The sequence below is a fragment of the Nonomuraea composti genome (assembly GCF_012034275.1).
In the GTDB taxonomy this organism is placed as follows: Bacteria; Actinomycetota; Actinomycetes; order Streptosporangiales; family Streptosporangiaceae; genus Nonomuraea; species Nonomuraea composti.
Genome location: NZ_JAATEP010000091.1, coordinates 1 through 14,448 on the forward strand (window position 1 = coordinate 1; position 14,448 = coordinate 14,448).

At 66.3% G+C, this 14,448-nt stretch carries 13 protein-coding genes and 2 pseudogenes; 8 read left to right on the top strand and 7 right to left on the bottom strand.

Annotated elements, in window-relative coordinates; genetic code table 11:
* Positions 1–322 precede the first annotated feature (322 nt).
* Positions 323–454 (bottom strand): hypothetical protein, encoded by a 132-nt coding sequence (locus HCN51_RS61965; RefSeq protein ID WP_277350314.1) that lies wholly within the window; start codon positions 452–454, stop codon positions 323–325.
* Between HCN51_RS61965 and HCN51_RS63250 the strand changes: the two genes are divergently transcribed.
* From HCN51_RS63250 to HCN51_RS54875, 3 genes are all read left to right on the top strand, one after another.
* Positions 395–724: an SAM-dependent methyltransferase gene (locus tag HCN51_RS63250; protein WP_168021751.1), complete on the top strand. Its 330-nt coding sequence runs from the start codon at positions 395–397 to the stop codon at positions 722–724. The genes HCN51_RS61965 and HCN51_RS63250 overlap by 60 nt on opposite strands.
* A 132-nt stretch (positions 725–856) precedes the next feature.
* Positions 857–1,072: a hypothetical protein gene (locus HCN51_RS54865; protein WP_168021731.1), complete on the top strand. Its 216-nt coding sequence runs from the start codon at positions 857–859 to the stop codon at positions 1,070–1,072.
* A 1,396-nt stretch (positions 1,073–2,468) separates the two neighbouring features.
* Positions 2,469–3,014 carry a hypothetical protein gene (locus HCN51_RS54875; protein ID WP_168021732.1) on the top strand — a complete coding sequence of 182 codons (546 nt, stop codon included), beginning with the start codon at positions 2,469–2,471 and terminating at the stop codon, positions 3,012–3,014.
* 57 nt (positions 3,015–3,071) lie between these two features.
* On the opposite strand, the gene HCN51_RS54880 is transcribed toward HCN51_RS54875, so the two are convergent.
* Positions 3,072–3,746: a transposase gene (locus HCN51_RS54880; RefSeq protein WP_346434163.1), complete on the bottom strand. Its 675-nt coding sequence runs from the start codon at positions 3,744–3,746 to the stop codon at positions 3,072–3,074.
* Complete coding sequence (locus HCN51_RS60870; protein ID WP_346434162.1) at positions 3,656–3,955, bottom strand: helix-turn-helix domain-containing protein; 300 nt, start codon at positions 3,953–3,955, stop codon at positions 3,656–3,658. Before HCN51_RS60870 ends, HCN51_RS54880 begins: the two co-directional genes overlap by 91 nt.
* An 810-nt stretch (positions 3,956–4,765) precedes the next feature.
* Here HCN51_RS60870 and HCN51_RS63255 point away from each other — a divergent pair.
* From HCN51_RS63255 to HCN51_RS63265, 3 genes and pseudogenes are all read left to right on the top strand, one after another.
* Positions 4,766–5,176: a transposase family protein gene (locus tag HCN51_RS63255; protein ID WP_428981589.1), complete on the top strand. Its 411-nt coding sequence runs from the start codon at positions 4,766–4,768 to the stop codon at positions 5,174–5,176.
* Positions 5,176–5,439 (top strand): annotated as a pseudogene (locus HCN51_RS63260) (ISL3 family transposase); the annotation flags it as partial. The gene HCN51_RS63255 and the pseudogene HCN51_RS63260, both read left to right, overlap by 1 nt.
* Positions 5,440–6,026: 587 nt before the next feature.
* On the top strand, positions 6,027–6,359 hold the full coding sequence (locus HCN51_RS63265) for a transposase (RefSeq protein WP_428981590.1): 333 nt from the start codon (positions 6,027–6,029) through the stop codon (positions 6,357–6,359).
* A 33-nt stretch (positions 6,360–6,392) separates the two neighbouring features.
* On the opposite strand, the gene HCN51_RS54900 is transcribed toward HCN51_RS63265, so the two are convergent.
* From HCN51_RS54900 to HCN51_RS54910, 3 genes and pseudogenes are all read right to left on the bottom strand, one after another.
* Positions 6,393–9,668 (bottom strand): NACHT domain-containing protein, encoded by a 3,276-nt coding sequence (locus tag HCN51_RS54900; protein WP_428981587.1) that lies wholly within the window; start codon positions 9,666–9,668, stop codon positions 6,393–6,395.
* 355 nt (positions 9,669–10,023) lie between these two features.
* Positions 10,024–10,857, bottom strand: a complete 834-nt coding sequence (locus tag HCN51_RS54905) for an SAM-dependent methyltransferase (RefSeq protein WP_168021736.1) — start codon at positions 10,855–10,857, stop codon at positions 10,024–10,026.
* Between the two features lie 204 nt (positions 10,858–11,061).
* Positions 11,062–11,836, bottom strand: a pseudogene (locus tag HCN51_RS54910) (transposase); the annotation flags it as partial.
* Between the two features lie 794 nt (positions 11,837–12,630).
* Between HCN51_RS54910 and HCN51_RS58670 the strand changes: the two are divergent.
* Both HCN51_RS58670 and HCN51_RS54920 read left to right on the top strand, forming a co-directional pair.
* Positions 12,631–13,095: a hypothetical protein gene (locus HCN51_RS58670; RefSeq protein WP_206069043.1), complete on the top strand. Its 465-nt coding sequence runs from the start codon at positions 12,631–12,633 to the stop codon at positions 13,093–13,095.
* A gap of 214 nt (positions 13,096–13,309) precedes the next feature.
* Positions 13,310–13,837, top strand: a complete 528-nt coding sequence (locus HCN51_RS54920) for a hypothetical protein (RefSeq protein WP_168021738.1) — start codon at positions 13,310–13,312, stop codon at positions 13,835–13,837.
* On the opposite strand, the gene HCN51_RS54925 is transcribed toward HCN51_RS54920, so the two are convergent.
* Entirely contained in the window at positions 13,804–14,394 is a 591-nt protein-coding gene (locus HCN51_RS54925) for a DUF6461 domain-containing protein (protein ID WP_168021739.1), read from the bottom strand. The two genes, HCN51_RS54920 and HCN51_RS54925, sit on opposite strands and share 34 nt — an antisense overlap.
* Positions 14,395–14,448 lie beyond the last annotated feature (54 nt).

Below are 14,448 nucleotides of genomic sequence, written 5' to 3' on the forward strand. Positions count from 1 at the left end.
CGAACCGCGGCCGCTCGGCCAGGAGCCGGCAGCACCCGCTCGCAGGTGGGCAGCGCCGCACGAATGCGGCCGGATGACCGGTCTTGATCACATGATGCATGATCGGTAAGCATCCCTGATGATTCGACGTGCTCGGAGGTGGCCGGTCATGGCCCGTTCACGCATATTACGAAGCTCCCCGGCCGCGTCGGCGGGACGGTGGTCATTCCTTGCGACGCTCCTCGCCTGCTCGCCACCTTCTTCGTCCTCCAACCTCGCGTGGCGGCGGCCACGCCATCGGCCGGGCCGGCCGATGGCGCTGACGGTCCGGCGGCGCAGGCCCTCATGCGGCTGACCGGGAGTCGCGGGCCGCGCAGGTCACCCTGCGCACGATCGACCCGCTGCCCCGGAGCAGATCCAGACGGCCGAGGAACAGTACCGGCGAGCCGCCGACCCGCTCGTACTCCGCACGCATGACGCCATCCAGCGCTTCTTCGACGGCTCCACCCTGGTGGAGCCGGGCCTGGTCCACTTCTCCCGATGGCGGTCCGACGGCACGGACGACGGCGCCCTCCCACCGGAGATGTCCGGCGTCTACGGGGCGTCGGCCGCTTGCCGGCCCGCCCGCCTGGTTCGTAACCCCAAGGGGCTGCGGCCGCATTACGTCCCTCCTGCACGACTGGTGCTTCGGGACTTGAACCCACGGATCATGAGCCGATTCGTACCGTTCGGGCTTGATCGTTGAACTGCTGGCTCGGCCGGGTGCGTACAGCCCTGCGGAACCTCATCAGGGGTCGGGCAGGCGGGGTGATCGCATGCCGCGTGGCTGGGAGACTCTCGAGCTGGCGGGCGACCCTGCTCCGGGGATCCGGTCCAGGTGCGGGCGCTGGCGACGCGCCTGCTGGAGCAGGCGAAGCTCGCTGAGGACAACACGGCCCGGCTGAACGGGGTCTCCGACAACAGTAACGCCGAGGCGGACCGAGGACGGGCGCGGCGGATTGCCGATGAGGCGACCGGGTTACGTGGGGACGCGGAGTCGCGGGCGGTCGAGGAGATCGAGCAGGCCCTGGCGGCAGCGGGAGTGTCAACTTAACGGTTGATCTTGGTTGTTGAAGTGTTCAGAGGTTGGCAGGGGTGAAGCGGCCTGCGGTGAGGGCGCCCAGGTGTTCCACCAGCGTTGGGGGCGGTGGAGTGCTTCGCCCGCTTGAAGAGGGACGGTGCTTCGGCGCCGCGGTTGGAAAGTTGCTTGCTGGGCTGTTTATTACGTCTTACGGCATTTGTCTTTGGCGCTGGTCCTCTGCCGGCCATGATCTAGCTCCTTGCGGACTTGCCTGAGGATCGGATGAGCACTCGCTGGTCGGCGGAGATCCACCTGACAAGGTCGTACTCGCCGCTGTACCTGTGGGCGTACTCCACCGCCATCTGTGTCTCGCCGACGGCGTCACGTCACAAATAGGCAACGGTGACATCAGTGTCATATGCCAGGTCAGGGCCTTGATCGCCGGGACTAAAGCTCGGGGTCCTACCGTTGGGTGAGCAGAAAACGTGCGCATCCTCAACTGTACTTGAGGTCAAGACGCCAGCCGTTTGGGGACTTTTTCGTTTCGCGGGTTGCCGCATGTCTATAGTGCATGGCGAGGAAGGCGCGGGCCTTAGCGGCAAAGGTGCCGCGTGGTCTAACTATCGGAAGACTGCTGGCGCAAAACGCGCAAGAGCGCGAGTGGCGACTGTGTGGAGGTCGCCGAGACAGCTTCGAGGGGGCAGGATTCGTGACAGCAAAGACTCCCAATAAGAAGAACGGCGGCAACGGGCCTCCCGAGCTGCCGCTGCGTTGGGTCGTGATTCTGGCGATCAGTACGGCCCTCGGAATTGTGGTGGGCGTGGCGACTGGCAACGTGGCCTTCGGCCTCCTCGTTGGCTTCGCCTGTGCGACATTCCTTCACTCTGTTATGCCGTGAGACATGCCGCCCACAGTGATTGTGGGCGGCATTGTTTTCATTGCTGCTGATGCGCCTGAACTCGAATTAGGGCCGCGCACATCAACGGGGCGCTGCTGTCATCGGGCTAGACGGCGTGGCGGGGGTGGGATTTGAACCGACGAGCTCCAGGTTATGAGCCCGTCAAGCTACCAGGCTGCTCCGCCCCGCTTCGTTGCTAGTCACACTGCGCATGCACTCATCGCGCATAATGGACTAGTGAAGCCACGACGTGCACATCATCAACGGCGTGTCATGCGCGCGTTTAGACGCCTACGCCTGATGGTACGCAGATCATTCGCTGATCAGTCCACTCACCGTCGGGCGCCCTATGTCACCCCTCGCGTCAACGCAACGCACGTGCGACGCTTGAGCAAGCAGCATGCTGTCAGACCCCGCTGGAACCAAGGGCAGCGGAGAAGTTACAAGGGCGTAGCCAGCCTTCTCGTGGGGCTGGGGACTCTACTAGCAGGTATAGGTGCCGCGGTAGCTGTAGTCTTCAGTGTCCAACAAGTGAGTATTGCTTACGACCAGGAAAGGATTGCGCGCGAGCAGGCTGACATTGCGCGTGATCAGACTGAAATCATAGCGGCTCAGTACAAGGAGGCGTATATCGCAGATGCTACGGAAGTGCCTCGCCGGCTCGCCGTTTGGCAGCCGAATGCCGACCGAGCTGTCTACCGTGCGCGAAACAGTGACAACCTCCCGGTGACGTTAGAGGTGATTACATCCTTTGATAACTTCGGCGAGGGGGCTTATGGCCTCGACAGTGTAACTCGGCCAGTAGGGCCCTGTGAAGAATGGGAAATATCTTTCACGGAGACAAGCTCGTTTCCGAACTATGACTCGCCTCTATTTGCATTCAAGATCCACTCGACATCTCTCACAGAATCGACAGATGGTGAACTGGTTGTAAGTCATGGCATGCAGGATTGGTACACAAATCTCAGCCATGGATGGGATTGGCAATCGGGGGCTGGCTTGACGGATCTGTCGGAGTCATATGCTGTAGCGGAGAAGCCGAAATTCAGGAAGACCGGTCAAGCTGGAAATTGCTGAGCTGCTGATCGGTGCACTGGGGATTCGGAGACGGAACCGAGCCAGCTGCTATGTCAATCAAGGAGCCCTTTTCATCCTGAGTATAGAGGTTGAAAGGAATGGGTTCATAGCGGAGCCCTTGGCAACGGTCAGGCCGGTGTGAGGGACGAACGCGTCCAGCAGGTTGGATCGGTACTGCATCTGTTTGAGCCGGGTGCGGATCAGCGCGCCGAGCTGTTCGAGAGTGGCGGGGGCGAGATTGCCCAGGCTGCGTTTGAGATGGGACCAGACGCCCCCCGCGGGGTTGAGTTCGGGGGCGTAGGAGGGCAGGTAGAACACTGTCAGCCAGGGGCGCGAATCGATCAGGCCCCGCATCTTCGCGTCCCGGTGTGCGGTGAGGTTGTCCCAGACCAGCACGATCGGGCCGCCGAGTTGCTGGTGGGCGGCATCCAGTAGGCGGGCGTAGTCGACCTCGCGGAAGCCCTTCTGCTCACCGCGGCGACCGCGATACAGCAGCATGCGGAAGATCAGGCGGCTGCGCTGCCCGGGCTTGAGGCAGATCAGCCCGGCCACAGAGACCCGTCCGGAGCCCATGACGGTGACGGTGACGGTGACGACCGGGATATGTCCCCGGCGGGACCAGGTGCCGGCCTTGGGCGGCCTCAGCGACTGGCCTGCTTCGTCCTCGAAGCAGATCCACGCGTCCTGGTCCCGGGCGGTCTTTCCACGCTCGGCCAGTTTTCCTTGACCCAGGTGGCGATGGCGTCCTCATCGCGCTCGGCGGCGCGGCGCTGAGGCACCTGAGGACTCCAGCCGAGCCGGTGCAGTAGGTAGGAGGTGCCGCCCAGGGTGTAGGACACCCGGAACAACTGCTCGATCAGCGCCGTCACCCGGGCCAGCGTCCACCGCTGGTCCTCGACCCAACCGTGGGCGGCCGGCCCGGCGTCCAACGCGGGTTCCACCAGCGCCACCTGCTGATCGGTCAACCGGCAGGGCGACCCACTTGGCCCTTTCGATCGCAACGCCTCCAGCCCGCCGGCCTTCCAGACGTAGGCGGACTTTCGTGAGACTCTCAGCTGCTTGGCCACCTGCTGGGGGTACGTCGGCAGCGAATAACTCCCCGGCCTGCGTGCGCACCTGCTCGCGCATGGCTCGGGCGGTCGGGGTCAGACCACCACCATCCGGATACCGCATCCCACCGGCATAGTCACCGACCAGCAGAAAGACACGCAACCACGCCGAGGCACCTCAACCTTTCAACCTCTGTAGAACGCGCACCGGCCGCACCAATCCCGTCGGCAACGCCCGCCTGATCAAGACGAGGACGTCGTGGTGCCGCTGGAAGGCCGGGTTCAGCGCCGGAGGGTGCTCAGCGGAGCCATCAACGAGTACCACCGAGCCGCCTAGCTGTTCCGAAGAAACACCAGCTCAGACCACATGCACGAGTTTTGAAGCGGTACACGGTGATCTGGTGACGCAGAGCAAGTATCTCCACGTCCTTGTCCCGATCGCCCATGGGCAGCAACCGCAGCGCGGCGAACGTGTTCGTGACGGTCAGGTAGGCCGGGCGAAGCAGCACAGCGGATCATCCTGCCGTACGCGCTTCCGTCTCCCGGGTGGCCAAAGCTCGCGAAGCCCTCGCAGGGCGAGGTTGTCACTTCAGGGGCTCTGGGCTCTGCCAAGATTTCCGTGGTGACAGTATGTGCCGTTCGACCCGCACTCCGCTGCTCTGGGTGAGACCGTGAACGGTGTGCAACCGTGACATGGAGAACATGCTCTTCCCGCATCTGGCCGCGGTGGAGATCGAGCAGATAGACCGCCAGGACGGCCAGATCCGGGTGGAGGCCCGCACACGAGGCGATCCGGTGTGCTGCCCCTCATGCGGGACGGCCACCGGCAAGGTGCACGGCTATCACCGACGCCGTCTGGCCGATCGCCCGGTGGACGGGCTGCCCGTGGTGATCGAGCTGAGGTTACGCCGCTTGGGGTGCCTCAACCTGGAGTGCGCGCGGCAGACCTTTCATGAGCAGGTGCCGGGCCTGGCCGGCCGCTACGGGCGTCGCACGCCGGGTGCGACGGCACTGGTGATCGCGTGCGCGCTGGCGCTGGCCGGGCGAGCGGAGCCGCCCTCCTGGCTACGATCGGGTTGCTGCTCAGCCGCATCAGCGTACTCAGCGCCCTGATGGCGCTGCCGGAGCCGCCGCCGACGGTTCCGGCGGCGATCGGCGTCGACGACTTCGCGATCAAGCGAGGCCGGCGCTATGCCACGATCATCATCGATGCCGTCACGCATCGCTGCGTGGAGGTGCTGCCCGATCGGCTCGGCGTCACCTTCGCCCACTGGCTGCAACAGCATCCCGGGGTCCAGCTCATCTGCCGGGACCGCTCGACCGCGTACGCGGCCGGTGCCCGCGACGGCGCGCCGCAGGCGGTGCAGTGCGCCGATCGCTGGCACCTGCTCAACAATCTCAGCGAGGCCATCGAGAAACTCTCCCTGACCCACCGGAGCTGCTTTCGCGACATCGCCACAGGCCAGGGCCCGCGACGACGGTCCCACCGCGCGGCGCACGCGCAGCCGGTATGCGGCCATCCACGCCCTGCTGGGCCAGGGTGTGGCGAACAACGAGATCGCCCGCCGGCTCAACCTCGCCTTGAACACCGTCAAGAAGTACGCCCGCGCTTCACGGGTCGAGCAGCTGATCGACGGCCCGAAACGGAGCGTCACGCTGGTCGATCCGTTCCGCGACTATCTGCGCAGCCGCAGCGCCGCCGAACCCGGCGTGGCCGTGTGGTCCCTGCTGCGGGAGATCAAGTCGAGGGGCTATCAGGGTGGCTCCACGCTGCTGTATCGCTACCTGGGTCAGGGACGTACCGAAGATGCCCCGGCGCCGCCCTCACCCCGCCGCGTCGCCATCTGGATCATGACCGACCCGGCCCACCTCAACGCCGCTCGCACGGCCCGCTTGCAGGAAGTGCTGGACAACTGCCTGGAGCTGAAGCAGGCCACCGGGCACCTTTCGCGCCTTCGCCGACCTGCTCACCCAGCGCCAGGGACACCGGCTGGACGACTGGATCAACGAAGTCCGCGCCAGCGACCTGCAGCCCCTGCGTTCCTTCGCCGAAGGGCTGCTCATCGACCACGACGCCGTCGTCGCCGGGCTCACGCTGCCCTACAGCAACGGCCCCGCCGAGGGAGTGATCAACAAGATCAAGTTATTGAAACGGCAGATGTACGGGCGAGCCGGTCTCGCGCTACTCCGAAAACGAATACTTCTCGCCAGCGCTAGGAACGGAGCGTTACCACGGAAATCTTGGCAGAGCCCCTGGAGTGATACCCCCGCATGGCCACGGCCTGGGCGGACGTAATTATCGGCAGGCGCACTGTTGCCCTGGTTCGTCTCACTGTGACGGTGAAGCCGGACTGCCCGGCTTTGGCGATTGCGCGCGAATGCTGTCAGGCAGCGTCGGGGCGTCCGGCCAGCGGAAGACCTTGATGATGTCGTGGATCATCTTCAGCTGGGGGCCGTTCATATCAAACGGAGACTGCTTGAGGACAGCAGCCGCATCGTTAAGCTTGCGCCTGACGTCGGGGTGGCTGGCGGCGGCGGGGTGGTTAGCCAGTTCCGCCGCCAGGGATACCAAGACGGCTACGTGTGGCTGACGATCGAGATCAAGCAACGGCAGTACGATCCGGACTTGTTCCTCCTCCGGATCGATCAGGAGGACGGAGGCCAGGACGGCAGGGTCGATCGGGAGATGGGTGTCGAGGCTGAGCCGCCACCTCAGCACACCCCTGAGGAAAGTCCTGTCCATCTGGTGACCGTGGAGCAGCAACAGCCGGTCGGTCAGACGGGCTATCGGCGCGACAGCCTCGTAAGGAGGATTCGGCGGGTCGTCCCCGCTCCAGGAGAATCTGCCGTCGTTGGAGAACATGGCCGGGACGAGCCAGCCCGCCATAATCCCCTCCCAGGAATCCCAGGGATCGACAGGCACGAGGGTAGGGTTGTTGGAGAAATCGTGGATTCCGAGGCCGAAACGCAGCCGCATCTCCAGTGCCTCATCACCGGCCAGCCGGGCCAATCCGACCTCACGGTACGGCGGCGCCCACCTCGTGTATCCGACCGCCGCCTGCAGGAATGCGTCCTGGTAGTACAGCGCGGCGGTTACTCCATCGAGCTTGTCGGGATCAAGTCCGGCGGTCCACAACGCCACGGTCGAGCGCCACGCGAGCCTCGGGTCGTCGCCTTTCCCGCACATTGCGGCGATGGGAACTTGCGCCTCGCGCGGCAGCAGCACCCGCAGCAGGACAAGGTTCAGCGAGTACGCCGCCAGCTGCCGCACACGGTCCAGCGGAATAGGCCGGTAGGAGGTGTAGCGGCCAGTGTCGTGACGTCGCCGGACGCCGGACGCCAGCTCCTCCAGAAGCTTGGCGATCTGCTCCTGGTCGGGTTCAGAAAGCTCATCGAACACCTCGGCGGCGAAGGTGAGGATCTGACGGCGGTCGCTGAGCGGCTGATGCGACAACAGCGCGTGCAGGAGATCGTCGTCCACCGGCCTATCGCTTAGGGAGCGCATCGCGGCCAGCGTGCGCAGCGTGTCAACGATGTGCGCGGCCACCAGGTATTCACCGAACGTGGCGTGCAGGAACTCATAGCAGCGCCGCACGGCGTCGTCGTTGCCGGTGAGCGCTTCGGCGCGGTGTACGAAGAAAAACCGGCCTACCAGGTCGCGCCCGATGTCTGCCACGTCGGCCGCCTCCATCGGCCGCTCCTCTAGGGCGATCAGGTCGGCGCCGAGTTCGGCGTCGGTGATGTCCTGGCGGCCTCGGTTCACCATGGCGAACGCCGCCACCGTTAGCCGCCACAGGTGCTTTTTGGCCGCCGCGGCGATGACCTTCTCACTCAGCGGCGTGGGAGACTTGGCCGCCTCTCTGCGGGCGAACTCGTTCAGCAGTAGCCGATACAGCGAGCTCGTAGAGCTGACGGCGTCGATCGGCGGGGTGGTCGGGTTGGCCGCGTAGAGGGCGAGCATGAGGAGCAGCAGGGGCTGTTTGACCACTTCGGCCAGTTCCTCGTGGTCAAGCACCGACGAGAGAGGGAGCGTGCGCACGTGCCCGGCCGCCGTGGCTGCCTCATTGACCCGGTTCCAGCGGTCCAGCCACTCAGCGACCTGCCCTTCATCGAAGTCCTCCAACTTGACGATCGGGGTGCCCTCAGCGATGAGCACGCGATCAGCCACCACTGTGCGGGAGGTGATGATGACCGCGACCGGGAAGCCCTGCAGCCCCTCCGTCCGCTGGAAATCCATGATTTCCTGCAGGTAGCCGCGCCGATCCCGGCCGCCGGAGGCGGCCTGGAGCAGTTCGTCCAGGCCGTCGAGTAGGACGACGCGCAGAGCCCGGGGGTTCGCCTGCGCGATCTCCCACCACTGGACGCGCCGGTTCGTGGCGAGATCGAGTGCCGCCTGAATCTGATCCAGGATCGTTGCGTCGGCGTTCACCCACCGCAGTGGCACGCGCACCACCGTGTACGCGGTCGGCGGCAGCCGGGCGGCCAGCACCTTGGTGAGCATGCTCTTGCCGGCTCCCGGATGCCCGAGCAGGAGCAGCGGCCCCTGAAAAGCCGCCGGTGAGGTGAGGTGAGCGGCCAGCAACAGGTCGAGGTCGCGGCTGAAGCGCTGCTCGTCCCACCACGCCTCAGACGCCGGACGGCTGTGAGACCGGTCGTATTCGGCGAAGCGGCAGTGCGGGCTGATGTAGATCTCCTCAACGGTGGGAACCGTCAGCGCGCCGTCGTTGTGGGCCTCCGGCGAAACCACCGGCTCGGCGAGACCCCCTCGGTTGGCGCGGGCGATGACCGTGGCTACATCCCGCTCGCTCGCCTGGTGGTGGGCCAGGTCGAGGCTCAGCAGCCGCTCGATTCGCGCCAGCGCTGTGCCCTGCGACTCGAACGCTTCCCGAACCTCCGTCCGGACCTCCCTGACGGCGTATCGGGTGGCGGCGTGCTCGTCCAAGCTGGCCCAAATGAAGAACTCGGGCACGGTGGCGGCGAGTCCGAGATAGCGCGTGTGGTATCGCTCCTGCGCTTTGCGCAGCAGGACATCGTCGGGAGGCAGCGGCTTGTTCCCGGGCAGGACGCGAACGAAGGACCGTGTGCGGAGGAGGAGATCAGACAACCAACAGTGGACGAACGGGAGATTCTCTTGGAATCCGCGAGTTGCGGAGGGGATCGGCACGTCAGACCGATACAGCGCGTCGAAGAGGCGTTGCCCCTCCTCGCGCCACTTGCCGGTGGTGAGCATCTCGCGATCCTGGTCCAGCAGGCGCAGGTCCTTTGCCTCTTCGCTCAGCACTTCGAAGAACGACGAGGCGACGATTGTGGTGTGGGCGGCGGCGATGAGCCGGTGGCGCTCGAAGCCATCCAGAGCGAGCAGCTTGCCGGAAACGCCGTCGAGGACGGCGCGCAAAAGGCTCGTCGTCTCGTTCTTCTGATCGATCCAGCCCCACACCGCCGCGAACACGACCGCAGGGCCGGGCGCGGCGACCGCGAGCGACGTCACCCCGGCGGCCAGGATGCCGCTGCCGAGCAGCCGGTCCAGCTTCTCCAGCCAGGGACGGTCATGGTGGCCCAAAATCTGTAGCGCACCTCGATAGGACAGTGAGACATCCCGCCACATCCACGCCCCCGGCGGTCGCGTTCATCGGGTTACCACCGATTATCGGGGCAACAGTCGGTGCCCGTTACTCCGCCTCACGGCCAGGCAGGATGCTGGTAGCACGCCCATAAAACGCCGGACGACGGCCGGGAACTGCCTCGGCCGTCGAGCCTGCAGCGCCCCGATGAACTTCCTCTGCGTCGCGAGCCTCGACAGCCTCATCGACGCGTTCTCCCCGTCGTATGTGTACGTGCAGGTGTTCTCGGTGAAAGCCAGTGTGCTGAGGCTGAACCGATTTGCGGGTCTTGGTGTCACCTCTGTCTCGGTCGGCGCGCCAGCGGTCAGGTGAGCGGGCAAAACGGGCTCTCGCCGGGGGTCAGGGCTTGACCGCGATGCCGCCGTACGCCCAGGCGTGGCCCCCACCCGGGATCAGCTCCTGGTATTCGTCCTCGTCAGGACGCCAGTCCACCACTTCCACCACTCCAGGGCTGATCAGCCGCCAGCCGTCGAAGAACCGCAGGACGTCGGCGCGCGTCCGAGGGACCAAACGGGCCGCACTGTTGTTGTACGGCTTGCAGAATTTGTCGCTGTTGACCTGCGGGGCGAAGTCGAGCGTGATGTGTGAGAGCAGCAGATGGCTGCCGGACGGCACCGCCCCCTTGAACTGCTCGACGCTCGCGTACGGATCCTCGGCGTCGGGGATGAAGTGCAGTACCCCGGCCACGATGACGGCGATTGGCCGGCTGAAATCGAGCACGCTCAGCACGTCAGGATGGGTCAGGATGTCCTGCGGTCGGCGCAGATCGGCCTCGACCACCCTGGTCACGCCGGTGGGACTGCTGGTCAACAGGACGCGGCCATGTGTCAGAACGATCGGGTCGTTGTCGACGTAGACCACGCGAGCGTCCGGGATCACCTCCTGGGCGATCTCATGGACGTTACCCTGCGTTGGGAGGCCCGCGCCGATGTCGAGGAACTGCCCGATTCCTGCCTCGCCCGCGAGATGGCGCACCGCACGCCGGAGGAACGCCCGGTGAGCCCGGACCCCCTCACACACGCCGGGGGAGATCGCCACCAGTTGCTCGGCCGCCTCCCGGTCGGCCGCGAAGTGGTCCTGGCCGCCCAGCAGGTAATCGTAGATCCGCGCGGGATGAGGAATCATCGGGTTGATTCGCCATGGTGCTGCATCGGGCTCGATCAGCTCATACATCTGGTCCCTGCGCTTTCTGACATGGCGTAGGAGGGCCGCTCTCGTGCCCCGGAAGCGGCCTGTCAACGATAAAGGATTACTCCCGACTGCGGGGGGATTGGCGGGAAACGGCGTAGAACCTTGCCACAGGCGACGCCCCGATTGTTTCGATGCGCGCCGACTCGCTTCGGAACCTGTCAATCGTTTTAAGGCAGTTGAGCTGGGCTAATTCTGTGTCGTCTTCTCTGTATCGTCCTTGGGTTCGGTGGTCTTGGGCTTGTTGATCCAGGCCGGGCCGGGCAGGCCCGGCGGGGTGGGGACGCCGCTGGCGAACCGTTCGGGATGGGTGGCGTGGGCGGCGGCCAGCACGACGGCGCGCCGGTCGCGGACGGCGGCGGCGCGGCCGTAGTGCACGTCGACCGGGTGGTGGTAGCCGATCCCGGAGTGGAAGTGCTCGTGGTTGTACCAGGTGTAAAACTCCTGGCAGAAGGCCGGGCGTGCTCAAGGGAGCCGACCCGGCGTGGAAGGCGGGACAGTACTCCAGTGTCTTGAAGCTGGCTTCGACGCGCGGGTTGTCGTTGCTGGTCCGGGGCAGGGAGTGGGATTTGGTCACGCCCAGGTTGATGAGGAGTTCGGCCAGGGACTTGGAAGTCATCGAGCTGCCGCGGTCGGCGTGCAGGGTCAGCGAGCCGGGGTCGATGTCGTGTTTGGCCGCGGTCTGGCCGATGAGGTGTCGGGCCAGGTCGGCGGACTCGCGGGAGGCGACCATCCAGCCCACGACGTAGCGGCTGAACAGGTCGATGATCGTGTAGAGGGAGTACCAGACGCCCTTGTCCGGGCCGCGCAGCTTGGTGATGTCCCATGCCCACACGACGTTGGGGGCGTCGGCGACCAGTTCGGGGATGGCCCGGGGCGGGTGGGAGGCCTGTCGGCGGCGGTCTCGGCCGACCTCGCCGTGCTGGCGCAGGATGCGATACATCGTCGATTGCGAGGCCAGGTAGGTTCTCATCAGGCCGCAGCTGACCGGGGACGCCGTGCAGGCCTTCTGACTTGATCTTCTGAGGTCGTCACCGGGGTCTGAACTGACGATCGCGGTCTAAATGATCTACCGCTGTACACGGTCCGTACACAAGAGCAACCACTGAGCAACCAGCAATGATCAACAACGAGATCCGAGGCCGGCGAGAACCGAGAAAGCCCAGGTCGAACGCGGTATTGGTGAGTAGGGCGGATGGGACTTGAACCCGCGACCCACGGATTATGAGAATCCTCGGTAAGTGTCGTCCGCTGTCACGATGTGTTGTTTTGTATTGCCCATTCCGTGATTCTCTTCACCGCTGTGCCGACTGCTGTCAATGCGTGCCGCTCTGTACCGTGCACACGCGAGCAGCCACCGAGCAACCATGCGTTCTTGACCATCGGCGTGGCTCCGCTGGCCGCGACCACCGGTGATCTGTACTAGGCGCTGCTCGAACCGGAGCCGGACGAAGCGCTGGTCGATGGGGCGGGGGACATTCTGGCCGCGCTCTGTCGCGGGGAGGGCGGGCCCACCTCCGGGATCAGCGCGTACGGTGAGGCGGTGCCGGCCCTGGCCCGGTATGCCGAGTTGGTCGCGGGCAGGGAGGCCACGTTCTCGCGGCTTGAGTCGTTGCTCACCATTCTCGGTTTCCTGCGTGAGCCACCTGAAGACCGGATCGGGGAGCTGGTGGCGTTGAGGCGGCGCTACGAGGAGGTGGTGGTCGGGCAGCCGCGCTGGTCGGAGCTGGTGCTGGCGGGCCTGGCCTACCCGAGGAGGTGGCGGGGTTCGGGCGGGCGTTGTGGTGCGCGTACCGGCTCGGGTTGGAGGTGCTGCCGCAGGCGGTGGCGAGGCTGCGGGTGGACTCCCGTCACCATGACGCCTGGGACGAGGTGGGCCGCCGGGCCGAGCCTGGTGAGCTGGTCGCGCTGGCCGAGGAGCTGCTGCCGCTGGAGAGTCTGGCCGGTGGGCCGGAGGAGCGGGACTTCGGTGATGGACACGAGTGGGCGCTGGAGTGCGTGGTCGCGGCGCTGGGGGCGCATCCCGGCATGGGGTTGAGCGTCATCCGTACGGCGCTGCGCAACCGGGTGATCAGGATCCGGCGGGAGGCGTTGGTGACGCTACGGGCGTGGCCGGAGGTGCCGCCGCAGGTCGTGGGGTGGGTGCGGGCGGCGTACGAGATCGAGCCGGAGGCGGGGACGCGGGCGGAGATGCAGGTTTTTCTGCAAGAGGTGAGGGGATGATCGTGTCGGACGTGGAGGAACTGCTTGATGCGGTGGAGCCGCTGTTCCATGGGCAGCGCTGCCGTTATCTGGCCGAGCGGGCGCGGGAGCTGGGCGGGCGGCCCGAGCTGGGGACGCTGCTGGACGGGCTCGCCGGGTACGGGAACCACGGGCGGTCGCTCGGCGTGCGGCTGGCCGTGATGGCGCGGCAGGTCGGTACGCGTCGCGGGCGGCCGTGTGGCGGTGGACCGAGCGGCAGCGGGAGGCGTACGCGCGGCTGCTGGACAGGGTGGCGAAGAACGGCAAGCTGCCCATGCGGGCGCGGGCCATGCGCATGCTCGGCGAGGTGCCGGCCATGGAGCCGGAGCGGCTGCGGCCCTACCTCGACCCCGAGGAGCCGCTGCTGCGGCGGGCGGCGCTGACCGCGCTGCCGTGGACGGCGCGGCCGAGGGACGTGCTGGGCGACCTGCTGGAGCACGCGGGCGGGGACGACGGGCACGTGGCGGTGTACGCGGCGGCGCGGGCGGCCCGGTTCGTACGGCCCGGCGAACTGGCGGCGGCGCTGGCCCCGGTGCTGGCGGAGGGCAAGGTCACCGCGCGCAAGGAGGCCGTCAGGCTGCTGGCCCGCCACCGGGCGCCCGGCGCGATGGAGCTGCTGCGCGACCTGTGGGCGGCGGGCGACACGCAGCACGGTAACAAATTCGTACAACGAACTGTCCGGTCTTGGCCTCAGATGCCGAGCAGGGTGGGATGCTCCTGGTGAATCCAATGCCGATCCAGCCGCACCCCGCTCTCCGACTCGATGACGGCGAGGCAGACAGCGTGGCGGTAGCGGGCATGCTGATCATCATCGTCGATGTCGTAAGCCAGGAACAGCTCGGCGTACGGAGCCATCGCTCCCAGCCCGGCGGCCCAGCCCTCTCGTGGCTCGTAGGGGCTCCAGCCTCCGATGACCTTGCCGTCGGCCCACAACAGCATCGTGAAGTCGGCGTTGACGTCCCAGCTGACCGCCCATACGCGGGCACCGGCGCTGAGCGGCTCCATCAGCTCCGGCAGCAGGCCGGCGTAGCCGCCGATCTGCAGGATCGCGACGCAGTCCGCCGCCTGGTCGATCGACAAGGCCGTCTCGCCGTACAGGGCCAGCTCGGCCGCGTCCAGCGTCGGCATCCGGCGCAGCTCCTCGGGACGGACCCCGAGCCTGGTGACCGCCTCTTCCACGCTGAGCGTTCCGGCCGAGGGTTGGACCACGATCCAGCAGACGTCGTCGGGCAGGGTGGTCTCGGCGATCTCGGTGTAGAGAGCGATGAGGTCCGCCGTCATGATCTCTCCTGTCTGACGTGCCGGGCGCCCGCGACCGCGGGCACCCGGCGAGTG

Coding starts and splice junctions, on each gene's coding strand:
- HCN51_RS61965 (WP_277350314.1), bottom strand. CDS start 454: ATGCGTGCGGAGTACGAGCGGGTCGGCGGCTCGCCGGTACTGTTCCTC.
- HCN51_RS63255 (WP_428981589.1), top strand. CDS start 4,766: ATGCTCTTCCCGCATCTGGCCGCGGTGGAGATCGAGCAGATAGACCGC.
- HCN51_RS54900 (WP_428981587.1), bottom strand. CDS start 9,668: ATGTGGCGGGATGTCTCACTGTCCTATCGAGGTGCGCTACAGATTTTG.
- HCN51_RS54905 (WP_168021736.1), bottom strand. CDS start 10,857: ATGTATGAGCTGATCGAGCCCGATGCAGCACCATGGCGAATCAACCCG.
- HCN51_RS54925 (WP_168021739.1), bottom strand. CDS start 14,394: ATGACGGCGGACCTCATCGCTCTCTACACCGAGATCGCCGAGACCACC.